Below are 19239 nucleotides of genomic sequence, written 5' to 3' on the forward strand. Positions count from 1 at the left end.
TCAAGGCACCCCTGTCGGGTTTGGGGTGGTTCAGGGTTACTGGGTTATGCGGCGAGCTCGACGTCCTTTGGCGTTCGGGATTCGTAGAAGGTGCCGTCGCGGAGCATGGCGAACAGGACGCTGATGCGTTGGCGGGCGAGTCGGAGGACGGCCTGGGTGTGGGTTTTGCCGCGGGCGCGTTGTTTGTCGTAGTAGGTGCGGGAGGCTGGGTCGGTGTTCATGCAGGCGAAGGCGGAGAGGAACATGGCGCGTTTGAGCTGCCGGTTTCCGCCTCGGGGTGCGTGTTCGCCGTGGATCGAGGTGCCCGACGACTTCGTGGCCGGGGCGAGGCCGGCGTAGGAGGCGAGGTGGGCGGCTGTGGGGAAGCTGGTTCCGTCGCCGACGGTGACAAGGAGGACTGCGGCGGTCCTGACGCCGACGCCGGGCATCGAGGTCAGGACCGGGGAAAGAGGGTGTGCCTCCAGCAGTGTGTTGATCTGGGCTTCCATGGCCCGGCGCTGGGTGTGGACGGCGCTGAGGGACGCGGCGAGGGAGGGCACGACGATGTCGAGGGTGCCGGTCCCGGGGACCACGACGGTCTGTTCGTCGAGGGCGTCGAAGACGTCGTCGATCAGCCGCTGGGCCATGCGTGGGGCCTTGGGCTTGATGAGCTCGACGAGTCTGCGGCGGCCGGCTTTGCGCAGGGCGGCCGGGGAGCCGTAGCGCTCCAGCAGCCAGGTGATGGCCTGGTGATCGAGTCGTGGGCCCAGGACCCGTTCGAGCGACGGGTGGAACTGGGTGAGCAGGCCGCGTATCCGGTTGCTGGTGCGGGTGGCCTCGGCGGCGAGGTCTTGGTCGAAGCCGGTCAGGACGGTCAGCTCGGCGGTGATCTCGTCGGTCAGTTCCAGCGAGCGCAGGGTGTGCGGCATCGTCCGCGCGGCGTCGGCGATGACGGCCGCGTCCTTGGCGTCGGTCTTGGCCTCGCCGGGGTAGAGGTCGGCGATTCGGCGCATGGCGAGGCCGGGGAGGTAGGCGACGCGGCAGCCGGTGTCGCGGGCGACGGTCAGGGGCAGGGCGCCGATGGAGGCGGGCTGGTCCACGATGACCAGGACGGTGCCGAACTTCGCGGTCAGCTTCTCGAGCACGGCCCGCAGTTTCGGCTCGCTGTTGGGCAGCGGCTTGTCGAAGATTTTCTTCCCGGCCGGGGTCAGCCCGTGGCCGTGGTGGGCGGACTTGCCGACGTCCAGGCCGAGGAACACGCCCACGTCTTGAATCTCGAACATCGCGCCCTTCCAGGGGTTTTGGCGGTGCCGGCCTCGGCTCGGGTGTCGTGCTCGCGCATCCACGTTATGCAGACCTGCCGCCCGCGAACTGTCCGGCATTGCGCCGGACCGGACGGTGGCCGGACCTCTGATCAGCGTCTCCGACGAACACCCCCGGACCCGGTGACACCACCCCCCAGGTCATGTCTTCGACAGGGGGCAACAGTCATGCCGGGCCCGGAGGCCAGCGGCCCTCTTGCAGGACCGCGAAGAACATAACGGGGGACTTCTTGGCGGGGGCCGGCGCCGGAACACCCCCGCGTCGGCGGGGAAGACCAGCGCCCGGCGGCCGCGACCGCCAGCGGATACGGAACACCCCCGCGTCGGCGGGGAAGACGGCATCGGCGGGGCGCCGAGGCGCTCCATCACCGGAACACCCCCGCGTCGGCGGGGAAGACCCCGCGAGTTCGCCGCGGCTGCCAAGCGATCCCGGAACACCCCCGCGTCGGCGGGGAAGACCTGGTGCAGCAACGTGCGCCCGTGCGGGCCGACGGAACACCCCCGCGTCGGCGGGGAAGACCATGCCAGCACACAACAAGGGTCTGACCTGGGCGGAACACCCCCGCGTCGGCGGGGAAGACGTACAGGGTCTCGGACGCCATGGCCCCGGAGGCGGAACACCCCCGCGTCGGCGGGGAAGACAAAAGGGCATCGTCGGGGAGATCGGCCGAGTCCGGAACACCCCCGCGTCGGCGGGGAAGACGACGCCGTACGGCGCTTCCCGTCCTCGTCCGTCGGAACACCCCCGCGTCGGCGGGGAAGACAGCGAGCTGGCCAGTGCGGATGACGGGTTTGACGGAACACCCCCGCGTCGGCGGGGAAGACTGCCTGTGTCCGCATGCGCGGGTCGGTGCGGGCGGAACACCCCCGCGTCGGCGGGGAAGACGACCAACTCGACCAGCTGTACGACCGAGTCGACGGAACACCCCCGCGTCGGCGGGGAAGACCGCCCGTTGCGGACTGCTGACACCTGGCGGCGCGGAACACCCCCGCGTCGGCGGGGAAGACCGCGACTACGCGCACGAGGCAGACGGAGACGACGGAACACCCCCGCGTCGGCGGGGAAGACCGTACCAAGGGGCTATGATCACCCCCGCAACCCGGAACACCCCCGCGTCGGCGGGGAAGACAGGCCGGCCGTTGCGCTGGCCTTGATGCCGTCCGGAACACCCCCGCGTCGGCGGGGAAGACATCGGCGGCCGCGGTCCGGATGTTGAGCTGGGCGGAACACCCCCGCGTCGGCGGGGAAGACCCGTTGCGGGGGTTGCCGGCCACGGGCGCCTCCGGAACACCCCCGCGTCGGCGGGGAAGACTCCATCCGCAGAGTGACCGCTACACCGGCGAGCGGAACACCCCCGCGTCGGCGGGGAAGACGGTCCGGCTCCGGCGTCTGTTCAACGAATGCCCGGAACACCCCCGCGTCGGCGGGGAAGACAACGGCCGTGATCACGGCGTCTTCACGCTCCCCGGAACACCCCCGCGTCGGCGGGGAAGACGCGGGGGCTCCGATGTAGCCGCAGATGGAGCACGGAACACCCCCGCGTCGGCGGGGAAGACCGCTGAGGTCAGCGACGCCAACGTGTCGTTCGCGGAACACCCCCGCGTCGGCGGGGAAGACCGCTGAGGTCAGCGACGCCAACGTGTCGTTCGCGGAACACCCCCGCGTCGGCGGGGAAGACCGGACGTCCGTCACGTTCTCGACAACCCCGGCCGGAACACCCCCGCGTCGGCGGGGAAGACTGTGGGCGGGCAACCGGGCCATGTCCGCCGAGCGGAACACCCCCGCGTCGGCGGGGAAGACACCGGCCCCGCCGGCGTCGTCTCCCGCAGCATCGGAACACCCCCGCGTCGGCGGGGAAGACACCTCGTCGACATCCACCTCAGCGCCGGGGGCCGGAACACCCCCGCGTCGGCGGGGAAGACTCGCTGATCCGCAAGGCCCTGCGCTACGCGATCGGAACACCCCCGCGTCGGCGGGGAAGACACCTGGTGGACGACGCGGTGCAGATGGCGGTCCGGAACACCCCCGCGTCGGCGGGGAAGACGCCGACCGACAGCTGCGGAACACCGGCACCACCGGAACACCCCCGCGTCGGCGGGGAAGACGATGGTGGCGGCCGCGGAGTCGGCGAACAGCGCGGAACACCCCCGCGTCGGCGGGGAAGACGTAGCCGGCCAGACCCCCGAAGAGCGAGGCATCGGAACACCCCCGCGTCGGCGGGGAAGACCACGCCGCGTCGGCGAGCTGCTGCTGAGTCATCGGAACACCCCCGCGTCGGCGGGGAAGACCATGTCTTCGGCGTTGGCTGCCAGTCGGACGACGGAACACCCCCGCGTCGGCGGGGAAGACCCGACCCGCTCGAACGGAAGGACAAGGCTGGCCGGAACACCCCCGCGTCGGCGGGGAAGACGCCGACGGTGGCCTCTCCTCGTACACGGTAAGCGGAACACCCCCGCGTCGGCGGGGAAGACAGGTGGAGGCGAAAGGTGTCCGCCAAGGGGAACGGAACACCCCCGCGTCGGCGGGGAAGACCACGCAGGCCGGCGCCGCGGTGGCCGCGCAGACGGAACACCCCCGCGTCGGCGGGGAAGACACTTCCTGACCTGCGCCTCAAGAAGGGCTTTGCATTCTCTTTGCCATTCTTGATGAGGTGAGGCGCTCGGGGAGTCGCATGGCATCACCTTATCCAGCCTGAGGCTGACAGGGTTGCCGAGACGGGTGCGGGATGCCCGCGTAAGTGCCCGGAGGTACGGCCACCGGAATCCGAGTATCGGCGTCAATGTCAGTGCTGAGTGCTTGGATTGGCTGCGTTTGGTAGCGGCGCTACTTGTACTGCTGGGTAGAGGCCGAGTTGCCGAGTGGAGGGGGTCTACGTGCTGTGCAGCCAGAACGTGCCGGATGAATCGGTGTGGGGGAAGTCCCGCGGGCTGGATCCGGCACTGCCTCCTTACCCGTTGGTGAGACATCTTCTTGATGCGGCTGCCATGGCGCTACATCTGTGGGATGTCTACCTGGCGGACAACCAGAGGATGTGTGTAGCTGAAGGGATGGGTCTGGCTGGGGAGCTGGATCGTGCTCGTGCGCTCGTCGGGTTGTGTGCCGGCCTGCACGACATCGGGAAGCTGTCGGGCTTCCAATTCTGTTCACCGCGGGCTGCGCAGTTCCTCAGCAGTGGACTGGCTGTAAGCAGTCAGCAGATGGCCACCGTAAGGGCCGGGCATGACGTGGCGGGCATGACGGCCACGGCCGAGGTGCTGGAAGTGCTCGGTTACGAGGACGATGGCGAGATGCGCGCCACGGCTCGCGTGGCAGAGATTATTGGCGGTCATCACGGCCGCTTTCACCGCCTGGACGACGGTGTCTGGAAGGCGTTCCTCGGTGACGCAGCGTGGGCCGGGCAGCGGGCTGCGCACGCCACGGCGGTGTACGACGCGCTGGGGGCTCCTGCGGCGCCTGGGGCGTTCAAGGCCCCGGCAGCCGTGTTGGTGACGGGGGTAGTGATCCTCGCGGACTGGCTGGTGAGCCAGGAGAGTTACCTGAAAAAGCGTCAGCTCAAGCTTGAACCGTCACTGACCGAGCATTTCCGGCGCTCGCAGGCGGACGCTGTCGCCTTGCTGCGGGAGGCCGGGCTGACGCCGGTGGACCTGAAGCGTAGGGACTTCGCCGAGGCATACGGCATCGTGGGGGCGCCGAATCCTCTGCAGCAGTCGGTCATGGATGAACTGCCCGCGGCGGCGGGTTCTGGAAGGCATGGAGGCGTCATGCTGGTGACGGCTGCTCCAGGTGACGGCAAGTCGGAGACTGCGCTGGAGGCGGAGCGGATCCTGTCGAACATCTTCGGCACGTACGGGTACGCGTTCCTGCTGCCGACGATGGCCACCAGCGATCAGATGTACAACCGGGTTGCGAGGACGCTGCGGAATCAGTCGGGGGAGGATGCCGGGCTGACCTTAGTGCACAGCATGGCGTGGCTAAGCAGCGCCTATGCCGACGAGGGCCTGGCTCGTGAGGCGGTGGTGACCTGCGACGGCGACGAGGCTCCGGCGGGGCGCGGCCGCCAGGAGGCTGACATGAGGCCGGGGCGGTGGCTGCGTGGATCGAAGCGGCCGCTGCTGGCCCAGTTCGCGGTCGGGACGATCGACCAGGCGCTGATGGCTGTCCTGCCTGTGCGGCATAACGCCTTGCGCATGCTCGCTCTCTCGAACAAGACATTCATCGTGGACGAGGCGCACGCCTACGACCCCTACATGCAGGTGCTGCTGGGACGGTTGTTGAACTGGCTCGGCTTCTACGGGGTGCCGGTCGTGTTGCTGTCGGCGACGTTGCCGGGTTCGGTCAGCGACCGTTTGATCAAGGAGTACCTGCAGGGTGCAGGCCACAAGTCGACGGCGCTGAAGCGGCGGACCTTCCCGGCTCCCTACCCGGGCTGGCTGTACGTGGACGGCGAGACCGGCAGCTGCACTCAGATGTCCCGAGCTCGTCAGGTGGAGCAGGCGCGCATGCGCAGCCTGCGCCTCAGGGTGGACGTTGAGCGAGTCGTCCACGGGGACAAGGGTGGGGTGGCGAACCGGATCGCGGTGATCAAGCGGCTGCTGGAGCCGGTCGCAACACGTTTCGGCGGTACCGCCTTGGTGGTCTGCAACACGGTTGCTGAAGCGCAGGAGACGTACCGGCAGCTCAGCGAGGAGATCGACTGTCGTTCCCATGAGGAGGGGGGCGATGTGCAGCTGTTGCACGCCCGCTTCCCTGGAGACGTGCGGGAGGAGCGTACGGCCGAGGTCACCGCGGGGCTCGGCCGAAACGGTCCGAGACCGGCCCGGAGGATCGTGGTGGCTACGCAGGTCGTCGAACAGTCTCTGGACCTGGACGCGGACATCGTCATCAGCGATCTTGCCCCCCTGTCCTTGTTGTTGCAGCGGGCGGGCCGCTGCTGGCGGCATGAAGAGCACTGGCAGAAGCATGGGTACCCCGACGGGATCGGCCGGCCCGAATGGGCAGATGAGCCGCGTCTCGTCGTCCTCGATCCCTTGTCGGGCGGTGGGCGGATGCCGGTGCAGTGGGGCGAGGTGTACTCCGAGCACCTGCTAGGCAAGACCTCGCGAAAGCTTGCCGAAATCGAAAGGGCTGGCATCGCCATTCCGGGCGACGTGCAGGAGTTGGTCGAGGCTGCCCACGGTGACAGCGAGGACTTCGCCTGGAACGCTCCGGGCAGCCGAGAGGCGAAGAACTGGGCCGAGCACAAGGGCAAGGAGACGGCAGAGCGGAGCATGGCTGCTCTGTGCGCCGTTCGCCGTGCCCGGCAGATCGCCGAGCTCCACGACCTGCATGACATGGAGGGCGAAGAGGATGAGTGGGAGGTGTCGACTCGTCTGGGCGCGGACTCGGTACGCCTTCTGTGTGCCTACGCGCAGGAGGACGGCCTACTGACCTTCGATGTCGAGGGCACGTTGCCGCTGCCTGAAGCGACCACCGAGGGAAGGATGCCGTCAGCAGCCGTACGGCAGGTGATGCGCCGAACGATCCCAGTCCGCGCCGACTGGTTCCGTGGCGCCGAGCCGGAGAGCTTTGCTCCGCCCACGTCATGGGCCGAGCACCCCATGCTGGGAGACCTTCGAGTCCTCCGTCAGCCGATCAACCGAGGAAAGGCCCAGGCCGTGAAGGTCGGCGACAAGGCAATGCGCCTGGATCAGGACCTGGGCCTCGTCCGGGAATAGGCGTCTGGGCAGCCCATGTGGAGCACCCCCGCATCGGCGGGGAAGGCGTTGGGCTGTTCTCAGCCCCGCGCTCTCCAGCTGAAACACCCCCGCATCGGCGGGAAGGGTGGTGGCATCCCGGTACGGTCACCACCCTCCGAGGCTACCGGGCGAAGCTGCGGTACGCCTTCCCGGCCCCAGTCAGCAGAAGCAGGCACGACCCGACGGTGGACGGGGCAGGCCTGAGGGTGATGACGATGACGATGACGGCGATCACCAGCACCCAGGGTGCCGACGAAGCCCATGAGGTGGATGTGCTCGGGACTCGGTACACAAGGTCTCCTCGGGTCAACTCCGATGTGATGAGCGGAAGTTCTACCGGGCCCTGAGTCTGGGACGCAAATCGATCAAGACCCCCTCCTCGTACTCCGCCCCATACTCTCCAGCCTTCTCGAATACGGCCACATGTATCACCAGAAGGTGCTCTACTGGCTGCGCAGCAAGGAACGGGCCCCCTGTGTCAGTGGTGGCTGCTTCAATGCGAAGCGCGACGCAGTGGTCTCTGGGGGGGCTTTGCCGTGTTGCTTCGCGCTGACCATGTTCGAAGGGGGCTGTTTGATGTCTGGGGGGTTCGACCTGCGGGACGAGCCGTGGATTCCGGTGCGGTTACTGACTGGGGAGTCGGTACGGATCGGACTGCGGCAGTTGTTCAAGCAGGCCCACGAGATCGATGACCTGGAGCTGCCGGTGCCGCCGGCAGCGGCAGGGCTGATGCGGATCCTGGCAGCGATCACCGCCAGGGTTGCCACCGATGGAGACGAACGTCTCGATGACCTGGACGTCGCCGAGAACGTCGATGACTGGCTCGATCTGCGTCAACGGGTTCTACGGGCCGACCGATTCGATCCGGAGGCCGTGGACAGGTACTTCGACAAGGACGTGCCGTCAGGCAGGTTTGACCTGTTCGACGCGGACCGGCCGTTCCTCCAGGACCCGCGGCTGCGTACGGAGTGTGTGGACGCCAAGGGCGCGCCGAACCCGTCGGGTGTGAACAAGCTGGTGATGGGACGGCCCACCGGCATCAATGGTGCAGTGCTTTTCGGGCACTTCACCGACACCGCTCCTGTTCCCGTGCCAGCCGCGGAGGCGGCCTGGCATCTGATCGCCCAGCTCTACTTCGGGCCATCCGGCCAGTGCACACCCCGGCGCATCACCGAGGACCGAACCGGCAGTAGCGATGCGGCACCGCTGCGGAAGTCGGTCTCGTACTTCCCGTGGGGCCAGGACCTGTTCACCTCGCTGATCCTGGCCGTACCACGGCTGCGGGACGAGGAGCTCGGTGAGGACGAGGACGTCTGCCCGTGGGAGGGGGAACTTCCCGACCCGTTGAAACCCCTGTCTCCGGTGACCTGGCCGGGCGGGGTGCTGACAGGCCGGTTCCGGCACGCGGTGCTGCTCGTTCCCTCGCCGGACGGTCGGCAGGTGACAGACGCGTACATTACCTGGGCCACGCACGAGCAGGCTCACGTCGTGCGGGACCCGTACCAGATCCTCGAACGGCGCAAGGACGGGAGCTTTCAGCCTCGTGAGGCCGACGGTGCCCGTGCGCTGTGGCGCGATCTGGACGCCCTGCTGCTCAAGGACGACCGGCAGGACACCCAGCGGCCGCCGGCCCTTGGCGCACTGCCCAAAACGCTTCTGCCCACACTGCGGGTACGCGCCTACGGCTTCGATCAGGACGGCCAGCAGAAGGATAGCGTCTGGTTCGCGTCGACAACTCCTCGGGTCCTGAGCTGGCTGGAGGAGAACGACGAGGAGATGGCGCACCACATCCAGCGCTGTCATGGCTCAGCGGAGGACGTGAGCAACCGGCTGGATTTCGCTGCCAGGGTCGCCTGGAAGGTCGCCACGGATTCTCACGTCGATCCCTCGCCGAAGGCGAAGGTCAAACTTGATGCCCGCAAACCCGGCCCCTGGGCCTCAGCCGCCCTGACCCGGTACTGGCCGAAGGCCGAGACCGAGTTCTGGCAGCTGACCAAGCCTGAGCGGCGGACGGAACACCCCCTGGAACCGTTCGTCCATGCGGCCTTGTCGGCATTGGACGAGGCGATCGGCCCGTCCAGCCGGGCAGACATCAGGGTGGCGCGCGCCCGCCACCGTGCGCGCTCCATGCTCCACGCGCTCCTGACTCCCAAAGCCGGCTGAGCCGGCCCCAGCCATCCAGCGCACGCCGACCGCACGTCGGCGAACTCGCCCATTCCCCGCACCAGGGATGCCTCATGACCGATTCCAAGGTGGCCGCCGCGCCGCCGAAGCACGACAGATTCATCTCCTACGTCCACGACCTGTGCCAGGACAACCGAACCCGTGCCGAGCTGCGCAGAGGTCTGGGCTTGCCGGTCGAGCGGTGCAACTACATGCACCGCTATCTCGTCCCCTGGCTTCACCGGCACGACGACGTCAGCTACCCGGATACCCGCCGGGCTTACTACGGGGTGACCTCGCTGATCGCGGCGCGCCCGCGCGCCGCCCGGCAGACCGAGCCGGCCAACATCTCGGCCACTGCCTGGTATCTGCGCCCGAACCTGGGCTCCGCGCTCGGCGAGGCCGTCAGGAAGGACGTCATGAAGCCGGGCACGGCGGAGAGCGCCTTGCACCTGATCTCCCGGCAGAGCAGCGATGCGGTTCACCGGACGCTTCCGTCCCTGACACGGCAACTCCTGAGCGGTGGCATCGAGGTCGACTGGGCGGTCCTGCTGAAGGACCTGTCCTGGTGGACCCAGGACCGCGACTCCACAGCCACCCGCTGGCTCGATCAGTACTTCCGTCGCTCCAGCCACACCGGTCTCACCGACCCCACCATCGATCTTCCCGAGGAGAACGAGCGATGACTCTGTACCTGGACCTGAACGCCCTGCAGTCGGTGCCGGCGGCGAACCTGAACCGCGATGACCTCGGGTCTCCGAAGCAGGTGCGCTATGGCGACGCGCTGCGTATCCGGGTTTCCAGCCAGTCCTGGAAGCGGCCCATCCGCCTTGGTGTGGAGCAGGACCTTGGGGAGAAGGCGGCCCGAACCCGTCTCGTGCCGGCGAAGGTGCGGCAGACGCTCGAGCGGGCGGGCTGGCCCACCGACCTGGCCGAGTTCGCAGGCGCCCAGGTGGCGGTGAGCGCCGGCAAGAAGGGCATCGGTCTGGAGGCCGCCGGTCATACCTCGGTGCTGTTGTTCCTTCCGGAGGCGGCCATCGAGGAACTCGCCACTGTATGTGCTGAGCACCGCGAGGCACTTGAGGCCGCCATGGCGAAGGCCGCGGGTTCCAAGAAGGGCAGCAAGGCTCCGCAAGTACTGCCCCCGAACACGATCGAGAGGATCCTCAAGCGGCGCACGGCCTCCATCAGCTTGCTGGGCCGCATGCTCGCCGAGCTGCCGGACGCCAACGTCGACGGCGCCGCGCAGGTCGCGCACGCTTTCACCACGCACGCAGCGGAGCCGCAGCGGGACTACTTCACCGCGGTCGACGACTGGTTGGGGGAGTCCGAGACCGGCAGCGGACACCTGGACACCGCCGAATTCGCCGCCGGAGTCTTCTACCGGTACGGGACCGTCAACGTCACCGACCTGCTGAAGAACCTCGAGGGCGACGTCAAGGCCGCCCGCACGGCACTGACCTCGTTCGCCGAGCACTTCCTGATGTCGTTGCCGCAGGCCAAGAAGAACTCGACAGCACCGCACACACTGCCGGACCTCGCATACCTGGCGGTGCGTGAGCACCGACCGCTGTCGCTGGCCGCCGCCTTCGAAACTCCCGTGACCGCCGACCGGCAAGGAGGCTTCTCCAAGCCGTCCCGCCAGGCGCTCGACACGTACACCGTCAACATCAACCGGCTCACCGGCGACCGCTACCGCCCCTTCCACGGGCACACGGTCATCGACCCGCAGGAGAAGCCCCAGGGACTCGGCGCCGCCCACGATTCCTACCACCAACTCGTCGAGGCCGCCGTCGAGGCCGCGATCGGCGCCATCGACAGCACGGTCGCGGGAGCCCAGCAGTGAGTGGACTGCTGCTGCGTCTGGCCGGTCCCTTGCAGTCCTGGGGTGAACGCTCGGCGTTCACCCCAGTGCGGGAGACCGCCTTCTTCCCGACTCGTTCTGCACTCGTGGGGATGTTCGCCGCGGCTGAAGGCATCACCCGCGCCGACGTCGCCGGCCTCAAGAAGTACGAGCAGGTGCGGCTCACGGTGCGAGTCGACCGACCCGGCATACTCCTGGAGGATTACCACACCGTCGGCGGGGGCTTCCCCAAGGAACGCACTGCCGCCACCAGTGGCGGCAGCAACAAGGACGCGGCCGTCATCACCCGTCGCCAGTACCTGTCCGATGCGGTCTTCGTCGTCGCCGTCACCGCCCCCGACCGTCTGGCAGAGCAGATCGCGTCAGCACTACGGCGCCCCTGCTGGGCGCCGTACCTGGGCCGACGCTCCTGCGCACCCGACGAGCCTTTCCTTCTGCGCCGCCACGTCGACAACCCCGAGGCGGAGCTGCTGACCGGAGTGCCGCTCACCGCCCCGGAACCCCGTGAGCACGAAGCGGAAACGATCGCAGTGCAGTTCCTCCGGGAGAGTCCCCTTCCCGAAGGCCGCCCCGGCGCAGCCGCTGACGTCATCGAGATCAACGACATGCCGGTCAGCTTCGCCCAACACGGACGGGCCCATACCGGCCGCCGTCTCTACCGCACCATCGAGCCGGTCAGCCGCGCCCTGACAGGACCACGGAAAACCCTGCTCACGCGTCTGATCGACTACACCCACGCCGAGGAACACGCATGAAAGACGAGCCGGTGATCGCCCGGATCCGCCTCAACCCGCACAGCCGCGACGTACAGAGAGATCTACGCGACGCCACCGAAATGCACCGCACGGTGATGCGCATGGTGCCCGACGGCCTCGGCGACTCCCCCCGCAGCCAGGCGGGCCTGCTCTACCGCCTCGACGAGACCGACAACTCCAGCACCCTCCTCGTCCAAGCGAACCACCTCGACCCGGCCCGACTCCCAGCCGGATACGGGCAGGCAGACATCAAGAGCCTCACCCCCATGTTCACAGCCCTGCGCAAAGGGCTGGCCGTCCGCTACCGCATCGTCCTCAACCCCGCCAAGCGCGAGCGCCTCACGCTGGAAGCGAGGGGAAAGCGCGGCCGGATTTTGCCTCTGTCCGGGGCTGACGCCGACCAATGGTGGCTACGCCGGGCTACTGACGCGGGCCTGCAGATCCACGTCCTCACCCCCACCAACATGCCGCCGATCCGACCCCGCAGGCAGGATTCCGACGGCATGAGGCACAGCCTGATCCGCTACGACGGCACCGCGACGGTCACCGATCCGGGCGCCCTCCACGACGCCGTCCGGACTGGCATCGGACGGGGAAAGCCGTACGGAGCCGGACTGCTCAGCCTGGCCCCCGCACCGGCCGCATGAGCGCACCCAGAAGGGGAGGCGACGCCCGGCGGCGCCTCGCCTCGCCCACCCTCGCCATGCTGCCCCGCGTCGCCGACTCCCTGTCATTCCTCTACCTGGACATGGTCCGCGTGGTACAGGACGACACCGGTGTCTGCGCTCAGATACAGGTGGATGCCCAGCGCACCGACCTCGTCTACATCCCCACCGCGGCACTGTCGTGCCTCCTGCTCGGTCCGGGCGTCTCCATCACCACACCTGCCCTGAACACCCTGGCCCGCCACGGCACCACCGTCGTCTCCGTCGGATCAGGCGGAGTGCGCGCCTACGCCGGCATCCTCGCCGACTCCCTGACGACCCACTGGCTGGAGCAGCAGGTCGCCTGCTGGTCCGACCCGGGACGACGTCTTGACGTGGCCGTCCGCATGTACCGCATGCGCTTCCAGGACGCCGAACTTCCCGAAACCGTCACCCTCGACCAACTCCGCGGCCTCGAGGGACAACGGATGAAAGCCTTCTACAAGATCCTCGCCCAGCAGCACGGCATCGGCCGCTTCCGCCGCAACTACCACCCTGACCAGTGGCACTCCCAGGACCCCGTCAACCTAGCCCTGTCTGCGGCCAGCGCCTGTCTCTACGGCATCGTCCACGCCGCTCTGCTCGCACTCGGCCTCTCGCCCGCCCTCGGATTCGTCCACACCGGAAAGCAGCACTCCTTCGTATACGACATCGCCGACCTCTACAAGGCCGAGACCACCCTCCCCTTGGCCTTCGCCCTCCACAACTCAGACAACCCCGAACAGGAGGCCCGTCGCCGCTTCCGTGAAGACCTACGACTCCTCAAGCTCCTCCCGCGCATCGTCCGGGACGTCCAGAGCCTCCTGACGCCGGGTTCGACGGATGCCACCGACGAAGACGAACCGCAGGAGAAGCGCGACGTACAGTTGGTCCACCTCTGGGACCCCCAGGCCGGTGCACTTCCTGCCGGCATCAACTACGCGGCCCGAGGTGAATGATGCCGTCCATGCTCGTGATCGCCACTACGGCCGTACCTGATCACCTCCGCGGTGCACTCAGTCGCTGGACCAGCGAGGTCGTCCCAGGCATCTTTGTCGGGAGCGTCTCCGCCCGCGTCCGTGACCAACTCTGGAAAGCCGTCACCGAAACCGTGGGCAATGGCGCCGCAGTCCTCGTCCACCCTGCCCCGACCGAACAGGGCTACGCCGTTCGAACCGCGGGCACTCGCCGCCGCGTCCCTGCTGACTTCGACGGGCTTACCCTGATCCGCATGACTGCCGCACCAAAGGCAATGGAAATGCAAAGCCCCTTCTAAGGTGCAGGTCAGGAAGTGTCCTCCCCGCCGACGCGGGGGTGTTCCGGCATGACCGACGCCGAGACGATGCGGCTCATCGTCCTCCCCGCCGACGCGGGGGTGTTCCGGCGACGGCGATGAGCAGCCCTGGTGTGCAGATGTCCTCCCCGCCGACGCGGGGGTGTTCCGCTGGCGAGCCGCTGATGCGGACGCCCGGCGTCGTCCTCCCCGCCGACGCGGGGGTGTTCCGCGGGCGCCGAACGTGGCGGCGTCGCCGTCCTCGTCCTCCCCGCCGACGCGGGGGTGTTCCGGCACACCGGCCTCCGATCAGAGTGCGGTGTCCGTCCTCCCCGCCGACGCGGGGGTGTTCCGCGTCCATGGCCGCGTACGAGCAGCTCGTCACCGTCCTCCCCGCCGACGCGGGGGTGTTCCGCCATGCGCAATCGGGGTCTCATCGACCAGTACGTCCTCCCCGCCGACGCGGGGGTGTTCCGTTGACCAGTGCCGTGCCGATCTGCGTGACAGGGTCCTCCCCGCCGACGCGGGGGTGTTCCGGCGGTCGAGCAGTCGGCCGTCATGTCGCTGTCGTCCTCCCCGCCGACGCGGGGGTGTTCCGCCGCTCGCGCAGGTCCATCACTGCCCGCCCAGGTCCTCCCCGCCGACGCGGGGGTGTTCCGCGGTCGTCGTCCACCGGGACGATGAGGTCGTGGTCCTCCCCGCCGACGCGGGGGTGTTCCGGAGGAGGAGGCGAGCGTCGTGTACCTGACTGTGTCCTCCCCGCCGACGCGGGGGTGTTCCGCCGGACCCGGCGAACGGGTCGAGGACCAGGCCGTCCTCCCCGCCGACGCGGGGGTGTTCCGCAGCCACGCAGGCAGGGCAACCGGGGGCTGCTGTCCTCCCCGCCGACGCGGGGGTGTTCCGGTGACGGCGACCCTGGCCGGCGGGTGCCCGGCGTCCTCCCCGCCGACGCGGGGGTGTTCCCAGGGGGACGTGGAGAGCCAGCTCGACCACGCCGTCCTCCCCGCCGACGCGGGGGTGTTCCGGTTCAACCCGGTGCGCAGTCCGCCCGGCCCCGGTCCTCCCCGCCGACGCGGGGGTGTTCCGGAGAACGAGCCGCCCGCGGTGCTGGTGCCGGTGTCCTCCCCGCCGACGCGGGGGTGTTCCGAGGCGGTTCATCGCCACGGTGGAGCCCTGCGCGTCCTCCCCGCCGACGCGGGGGTGTTCCGCGCGACCTCGACGCGGCCGAGGCCGACAAGAAGTCCTCCCCGCCGACGCGGGGGTGTTCCGCCCCGGAATGCAGGACTCCCCTTTAGGCGGCCCGTCCTCCCCGCCGACGCGGGGGTGTTCCGTCGCGAGACCAGTTGCCGCGGCGCCAGGCTGTGTCCTCCCCGCCGACGCGGGGGTGTTCCGGCGCGGCTGGAGGGTCTCCAGTTCGGGGTGCCGTCCTCCCCGCCGACGCGGGGGTGTTCCGTCGCGAGACCAGTTGCCGCGGCGCCAGGCTGTGTCCTCCCCGCCGACGCGGGGGTGTTCCGTACGCCAACGAGTTCGCGTTCGACGTGCTGGAGTCCTCCCTGCCGACGCGGGGGTGTTCCGGAGCAGCGCGACCCGCGAACCCTGATCGGACGGTCCTCCCCGCCGACGCGGGGGTGTTCCGCGGTCGACCACGGCGCGCAGAATCGAGCGGTGGTCCTCCCCGCCGACGCGGGGGTGTTCCAGGCACGGCCCTGCTGATGGTCACCGGCATGCCGTCCTCCCCGCCGACGCGGGGGTGTTCCGACGAACGGGGACCCGAAGATCAGCAACCGGGGGTCCTCTCCGCCGATGCGGGGTGTCCCGGTGCGTAACGGGGCCGACACCACAACAGGCGAGTTGACGGCACTACTCGGCGTAGGGAAAGCCTGCCGGCTGACCAGCCGCTCCCGGTCAACAACCCTCGGTGGCTGCGTCTCGGGCTCATGCGGACAAGGCATACGATGTCCCTCACCTGCGGAAATGGCTCGGGGGCAAGCGCATCGGCGTCCGCATCGCGCGCAAAAGGAGGCGCCCACGCAACTCGAGCTGGGCCATCCCGGAGGAAGGCCGCAGGATGAGGTCAGACGGACCGTGTGCAGACAAATCCGAGGGATGTCAGGCCTTCGCCCTGGCACAGCCGATCGGACGCCCCTCCAACCTCCGTCTGGAGCAGCTGGTAGTCGGCACCGCTCGCCCGGCCCCACGACATCGCAGCCCGCCAGAGCGCGCGGCCATATCCGTGCCCGCGGTACTCCGGCAGCACGGCGAAGTACTGTGGAAGCAGCCGGGACCGCCCGACCTCGTCGACCGTCGTCTCCATGGGGCCAATCGCGCCGGCGACCTGCCCTTCACACGCGATGGTAAGGACCGGTCCCACCGCGCCTGACACCATCTGCTCGTGAAGGAAGGCCAGGCCGTCAGCCTTCATTTCCTCAGCGAACGCTGCGAACGTCGCCTTCACACTGTTGGGCTGCTCCTCGTACTGCCGCACCTCGACGTCTGAGGGCGACTCCGGGCCGGCGAACGTCTTCAACTGGACGCGCGTGCCCACCGACACCGCTGACTCCGGCTGCTCAGGGCCCAGGAACCACACGACGCGCGCCCGCCCGACCGCATGCTCGACACCGAGCTCGCGGGCAAACCCGGCCGCGTCGGCCAGGACGTCAGGCTCCGCGCCGTACGCGTGAACCTTCACCATGCCCCGGCCTCGACCGCACAGTGTCGGCAGAAGCGTCGAGCGCTCGTCATGACGCACTGCGCCCACGAGGATCCGCTCAGTCTTCGTGTGCGACCAGCGGCGGTCCTTGTCGTACGGCAGAAACTCCCCACTGCCCGCGACACCGGCCGCGGCCTCGAACAGGTCTGGGAAGGGGCTGGAGGGGTGCACCGGGCCCAGCGTCGGCACGAACGGCACAGACAACAGGGGACGCATCCAGTCCCAGTTCAAGAGCATGGCCGCACGCTACACACACGGCACAGGCCCCGGGGCGCGAACACCGGGGCCTGCACGTTCATGACCAGATCAGACGCAGATCAGGTCAGTGGGGGTTGTCGTCGCCCGCAGCGCACGAGCACTTCGCCGCCTCCATCACGTCGTCCAGGTCCGCGACGGATGTGATGGTGACGATCGGGGCGACGGGCCTCTCGACGGGGCGCGTGAGGTACGGCAGCCCCTGGGTCGGCACCTCCCCGGGGAGGGGACGTCTGGGAGAGAGCTCAACAGCGACAGCGGTCATGGTCAGCCTGCTTTCTTCATTCCGTGCTGGCAGTAACTTTCCAGTGGAGCCTTCGCCTCCTGGTAGTGCTTGGCCAGGGGCCTGCACACGGTGCAGGACCCCGAGAGCTGGCAGCCGGAGCAGCCACCGGTGCGAAGCATGAGACGGTCGGCGATGCCGCCGAGCCGTGCCAGACCGTCGATCCCCTCAGCGGGGAGACTGATCTGGTCATCGCGGCCGATCTTGCAGATCGTCGCGAAGCCGTGCGGGTCCATGTGGAAGAACGTGTGGCCGGCGTTGCAGCCACTGAACGGCTTCCGCATCCGCAGGTGTTCCTTGGACTGGGCAGTGAGGACTTCTCCGCCGCCGTAGATCGTCGGCGTCATGTTCGTGAAGACGGCGTAGTCCACACCCCACTGTTCGCAGAGGCCGACCATCGCCTGTTCCTCGTCGGCGTTGTCCTCGGTCACGATGACGCTCATCCGCAGCGGGAGCTTCGCCCGCCGTGCTGCGCCCATGCCCTGCATGAAGAGATCCCAGGCGCCTTCGCGCTGCGTCAGCTCGTCGTAACTGCGCTTGGTGGCCCCGTACATCGACACCGTCACCCGGTAGGGCGGGCGCCCCCGGAGCATCGTCAGCAGGTTCTCCCGCCACAGCAGAGAGCCGTTCGTGGACAGCGTGATCATCATGCCGTGGTCCCACGCGTGCCGGTACGAGGGCATGAAGTCTCGGTCGATCGTGGGCTCTCCGCCTGTGACCTGGAGCCACAGCACCCCGGCCTCGGCCATGATGTCGAGGCAGCGCAGCTTGTCGTCGAGCGGCATCCCCGCGTTGACCTTCAGCCCCAGGTAGCAGTGCTTGCACTTGTAGTTGCAGCCGAGGTTGACCTCCCACGACGCCTTGCCGTAGCCCCACTTGGACGGCTCCCGCACAACCAGCAGCCCAGACAGAGGCCGGCCTGCGATGTCCGTTCCCCACTGATCACGCGCGGCGTCCGCCAACCAGGCCGGGACAGCACCGGTCGCAGCGGCGCGGAGATCCTCGTAGGTGGCCTCGGGAAGGAGCAACCCTCCCGGGCTCCCGGGGCGGAGCAGCACGTACTGCCCCAGGAAGGGGCTGGCGATCAGCTCATGCATCATGACTTCCTTCGGTCGGGTGGCAGGAAGGCGCCTGGTGAGGGCGCACAGCAGGGGGTGTCACACGGGCGGAAACGCGACGGCAGCGGCGCGGCTCAAGTTCTCGTAGTGACGGCAGAGCGCGAGGACTGCCATCGCGGACTTCCGCACAGTTCGCTCATCCATGTCCGGCCCAAGAGCCCCCGCCCGACGTTCCGCCTCCTCGGCGCCGACCAGCGCAACCACCGCGGCTTGCTCAGTCGACCTGCGCCGAGCCATCTCCCGCACTTCGGGGACGAGTAACGCGAACTGCCCTCGGAGGGCGGATGCCAGGAAGCGGAGGTCGTCGGCCGGGGCGCCATTGATGGAGCAGGCCCGCTCGGCAGTCGCCCGGATGGTTGCGATGTCGAGCGGATCAGCGCTCACGGTCGGCCTCCAATTCACGACGTCTCGCCCCTGCGAGCGCCTTGGCGTTGAGTGCAAACGCCTGCAGCGCGTCTGGACAGCAGAGAGCCCCCGGGCTCTCCATGGGGACTGACCAGTACGAACGGGCCAGTCCCGGCTCGTCGACGTCCGGCCTCGGTACTCCGAGGTACGACGCGGGACCGAGAAACGCCGTGCCTCTCCCGTACCAGCGGAGCCCCCCGCTCGCAGGGACCAGCGCGTAGTACTGCGCCGCGTACCAGTCCGCGATCACCGGGCCGTCTTTCAGAGCAGAGGCCAGGAACGCATCAATCCTGGGGGCTTCCTCCCACCCGCCCTTGAGGTCGACGCCGGCGGCGGCACGGATGAACTCTCCGGGGATCCGCACGGCGGAGAACAGAGACCCGCACCGAATGAGCGTGAGACCGTCGCCTTCCCACCCCTGTCTGGCCGCCTTGCGGTCTTCGGCCGCACACAACAGCCAGCTCGCCACCGCGGCGTTCGTCTCCGCACGGGTGAGCACGTTCACCGGTGGGCGAGCAGCGACGCCGGCCGACTTCCCGTCTCGAGGGTGTCCCACAGCCTCGACCTCGCTCATCGCGCCACCTGCACGGCATGGCCATGGATACGCTCCAACACGGCGACTCCTATCCAGTCGTCACCCCGGGCTGGCGGACAGAACCGCCCCAGGGCCTTGGCGTTGAAGAGTGGTCGTTC

The 19239-nt window shown here is 68.7% G+C and carries 15 protein-coding genes, 1 pseudogene and 2 CRISPR repeat arrays; of the genes and pseudogenes, 9 read left to right on the forward strand and 7 right to left on the reverse strand.

Going from position 1 to position 19239, the window contains the following annotated elements; genetic code table 11:
- Positions 1-44: 44 nt before the first annotated feature.
- Positions 45-1262, reverse strand: a complete 1218-nt coding sequence (locus ACGFNN_RS21825; protein ID WP_393558095.1) for an IS110 family transposase — start codon at positions 1260-1262, stop codon at positions 45-47.
- Positions 1263-1548: 286 nt separating this feature from the next.
- A CRISPR array of direct repeats spans positions 1549-3895; the repeat unit is 29 nt; unit sequence CGGAACACCCCCGCGTCGGCGGGGAAGAC.
- A 280-nt stretch (positions 3896-4175) separates the two neighbouring features.
- Here ACGFNN_RS21825 and cas3 point away from each other — a divergent pair.
- Positions 4176-7016, forward strand: a complete 2841-nt coding sequence (gene cas3 / locus ACGFNN_RS21830; RefSeq protein ID WP_393558097.1) for a CRISPR-associated helicase Cas3' — start codon at positions 4176-4178, stop codon at positions 7014-7016.
- A 142-nt stretch (positions 7017-7158) separates the two neighbouring features.
- Here cas3 and ACGFNN_RS21835 read toward each other — a convergent pair whose 3' ends face one another.
- The gene (locus ACGFNN_RS21835) at positions 7159-7329 is read right to left on the reverse strand and encodes a hypothetical protein (RefSeq protein ID WP_393558099.1); all 171 of its coding nucleotides are present in this window, start codon (positions 7327-7329) and stop codon (positions 7159-7161) included.
- A 131-nt stretch (positions 7330-7460) separates the two neighbouring features.
- On the opposite strand from ACGFNN_RS21835, the gene casA reads away from it, so the two are divergent.
- From casA to ACGFNN_RS21875, 8 genes and pseudogenes are all read left to right on the forward strand, one after another.
- Complete coding sequence (gene casA, locus ACGFNN_RS21840) at positions 7461-9200, forward strand: type I-E CRISPR-associated protein Cse1/CasA (RefSeq protein WP_393558101.1); 1740 nt, start codon at positions 7461-7463, stop codon at positions 9198-9200.
- Between the two features lie 74 nt (positions 9201-9274).
- Entirely contained in the window at positions 9275-9886 is a 612-nt protein-coding gene (gene casB, locus ACGFNN_RS21845) for a type I-E CRISPR-associated protein Cse2/CasB (RefSeq protein WP_393558102.1), read from the forward strand.
- A complete protein-coding gene (gene cas7e / locus ACGFNN_RS21850; protein WP_393558104.1) occupies positions 9883-11046 on the forward strand; it encodes a type I-E CRISPR-associated protein Cas7/Cse4/CasC in 1164 nt (387 codons plus the stop codon). Before casB ends, cas7e begins: the two co-directional genes overlap by 4 nt.
- Positions 11043-11819, forward strand: a complete 777-nt coding sequence (gene cas5e / locus ACGFNN_RS21855; protein ID WP_393558106.1) for a type I-E CRISPR-associated protein Cas5/CasD — start codon at positions 11043-11045, stop codon at positions 11817-11819. Before cas7e ends, cas5e begins: the two co-directional genes overlap by 4 nt.
- Complete coding sequence (gene cas6e, locus ACGFNN_RS21860) at positions 11816-12466, forward strand: type I-E CRISPR-associated protein Cas6/Cse3/CasE (RefSeq protein ID WP_393558108.1); 651 nt, start codon at positions 11816-11818, stop codon at positions 12464-12466. Before cas5e ends, cas6e begins: the two co-directional genes overlap by 4 nt.
- A 56-nt stretch (positions 12467-12522) precedes the next feature.
- Positions 12523-13461: a type I-E CRISPR-associated endonuclease Cas1e gene (gene cas1e, locus ACGFNN_RS21865; RefSeq protein ID WP_393558444.1), complete on the forward strand. Its 939-nt coding sequence runs from the start codon at positions 12523-12525 to the stop codon at positions 13459-13461.
- Positions 13461-13778 (forward strand): type I-E CRISPR-associated endoribonuclease Cas2e, encoded by a 318-nt coding sequence (cas2e, locus tag ACGFNN_RS21870; RefSeq protein WP_385033665.1) that lies wholly within the window; start codon positions 13461-13463, stop codon positions 13776-13778. The genes cas1e and cas2e overlap by 1 nt, the downstream gene beginning before the upstream one ends.
- A gap of 17 nt (positions 13779-13795) precedes the next feature.
- Positions 13796-15594: a CRISPR direct-repeat array (repeat unit 29 nt; unit sequence GTCCTCCCCGCCGACGCGGGGGTGTTCCG).
- Positions 15595-15705: 111 nt separating this feature from the next.
- Positions 15706-15792, forward strand: a pseudogene (locus ACGFNN_RS21875) (IS5/IS1182 family transposase); the annotation flags it as partial.
- Between the two features lie 57 nt (positions 15793-15849).
- Here the strand turns inward: ACGFNN_RS21875 and ACGFNN_RS21880 are convergent.
- The 5 genes from ACGFNN_RS21880 to ACGFNN_RS21900 all read right to left on the reverse strand — a co-directional run bounded on the left by ACGFNN_RS21880 (position 15850) and on the right by ACGFNN_RS21900 (position 19120).
- Complete coding sequence (locus tag ACGFNN_RS21880; RefSeq protein ID WP_393558110.1) at positions 15850-16722, reverse strand: GNAT family N-acetyltransferase; 873 nt, start codon at positions 16720-16722, stop codon at positions 15850-15852.
- 85 nt (positions 16723-16807) lie between these two features.
- The gene (locus ACGFNN_RS21885) at positions 16808-17005 is read right to left on the reverse strand and encodes a hypothetical protein (protein ID WP_362665331.1); all 198 of its coding nucleotides are present in this window, start codon (positions 17003-17005) and stop codon (positions 16808-16810) included.
- A 2-nt stretch (positions 17006-17007) separates the two neighbouring features.
- Entirely contained in the window at positions 17008-18120 is a 1113-nt protein-coding gene (locus ACGFNN_RS21890) for a radical SAM protein (RefSeq protein WP_393558112.1), read from the reverse strand.
- A 60-nt stretch (positions 18121-18180) separates the two neighbouring features.
- Positions 18181-18525, reverse strand: coding sequence for a DUF6415 family natural product biosynthesis protein (locus tag ACGFNN_RS21895; protein ID WP_393558114.1), 345 nt, complete (start codon positions 18523-18525; stop codon positions 18181-18183).
- Complete coding sequence (locus tag ACGFNN_RS21900) at positions 18515-19120, reverse strand: hypothetical protein (RefSeq protein WP_393558116.1); 606 nt, start codon at positions 19118-19120, stop codon at positions 18515-18517. Before ACGFNN_RS21900 ends, ACGFNN_RS21895 begins: the two co-directional genes overlap by 11 nt.
- Positions 19121-19239 lie beyond the last annotated feature (119 nt).

This window comes from Streptomyces sp. NPDC048590 (assembly GCF_043199535.1).
Taxonomy (GTDB): domain Bacteria; phylum Actinomycetota; class Actinomycetes; order Streptomycetales; family Streptomycetaceae; genus Streptomyces.

Bases quoted from the DNA above. Each gene is read 5' to 3' on its own strand.
- ACGFNN_RS21825 (WP_393558095.1), bottom strand. From the start codon at position 1,262: ATGTTCGAGATTCAAGACGTGGGCGTGTTCCTCGGCCTGGACGTCGGC.
- casA (WP_393558101.1), top strand. From the start codon at position 7,461: ATGTATCACCAGAAGGTGCTCTACTGGCTGCGCAGCAAGGAACGGGCC.
- casB (WP_393558102.1), top strand. From the start codon at position 9,275: ATGACCGATTCCAAGGTGGCCGCCGCGCCGCCGAAGCACGACAGATTC.
- cas7e (WP_393558104.1), top strand. From the start codon at position 9,883: ATGACTCTGTACCTGGACCTGAACGCCCTGCAGTCGGTGCCGGCGGCG.
- cas6e (WP_393558108.1), top strand. From the start codon at position 11,816: ATGAAAGACGAGCCGGTGATCGCCCGGATCCGCCTCAACCCGCACAGC.
- cas1e (WP_393558444.1), top strand. From the start codon at position 12,523: ATGCTGCCCCGCGTCGCCGACTCCCTGTCATTCCTCTACCTGGACATG.
- cas2e (WP_385033665.1), top strand. From the start codon at position 13,461: ATGCCGTCCATGCTCGTGATCGCCACTACGGCCGTACCTGATCACCTC.
- ACGFNN_RS21880 (WP_393558110.1), bottom strand. From the start codon at position 16,722: ATGCTCTTGAACTGGGACTGGATGCGTCCCCTGTTGTCTGTGCCGTTC.
- ACGFNN_RS21885 (WP_362665331.1), bottom strand. From the start codon at position 17,005: ATGACCGCTGTCGCTGTTGAGCTCTCTCCCAGACGTCCCCTCCCCGGG.
- ACGFNN_RS21890 (WP_393558112.1), bottom strand. From the start codon at position 18,120: ATGCATGAGCTGATCGCCAGCCCCTTCCTGGGGCAGTACGTGCTGCTC.
- ACGFNN_RS21900 (WP_393558116.1), bottom strand. From the start codon at position 19,120: ATGAGCGAGGTCGAGGCTGTGGGACACCCTCGAGACGGGAAGTCGGCC.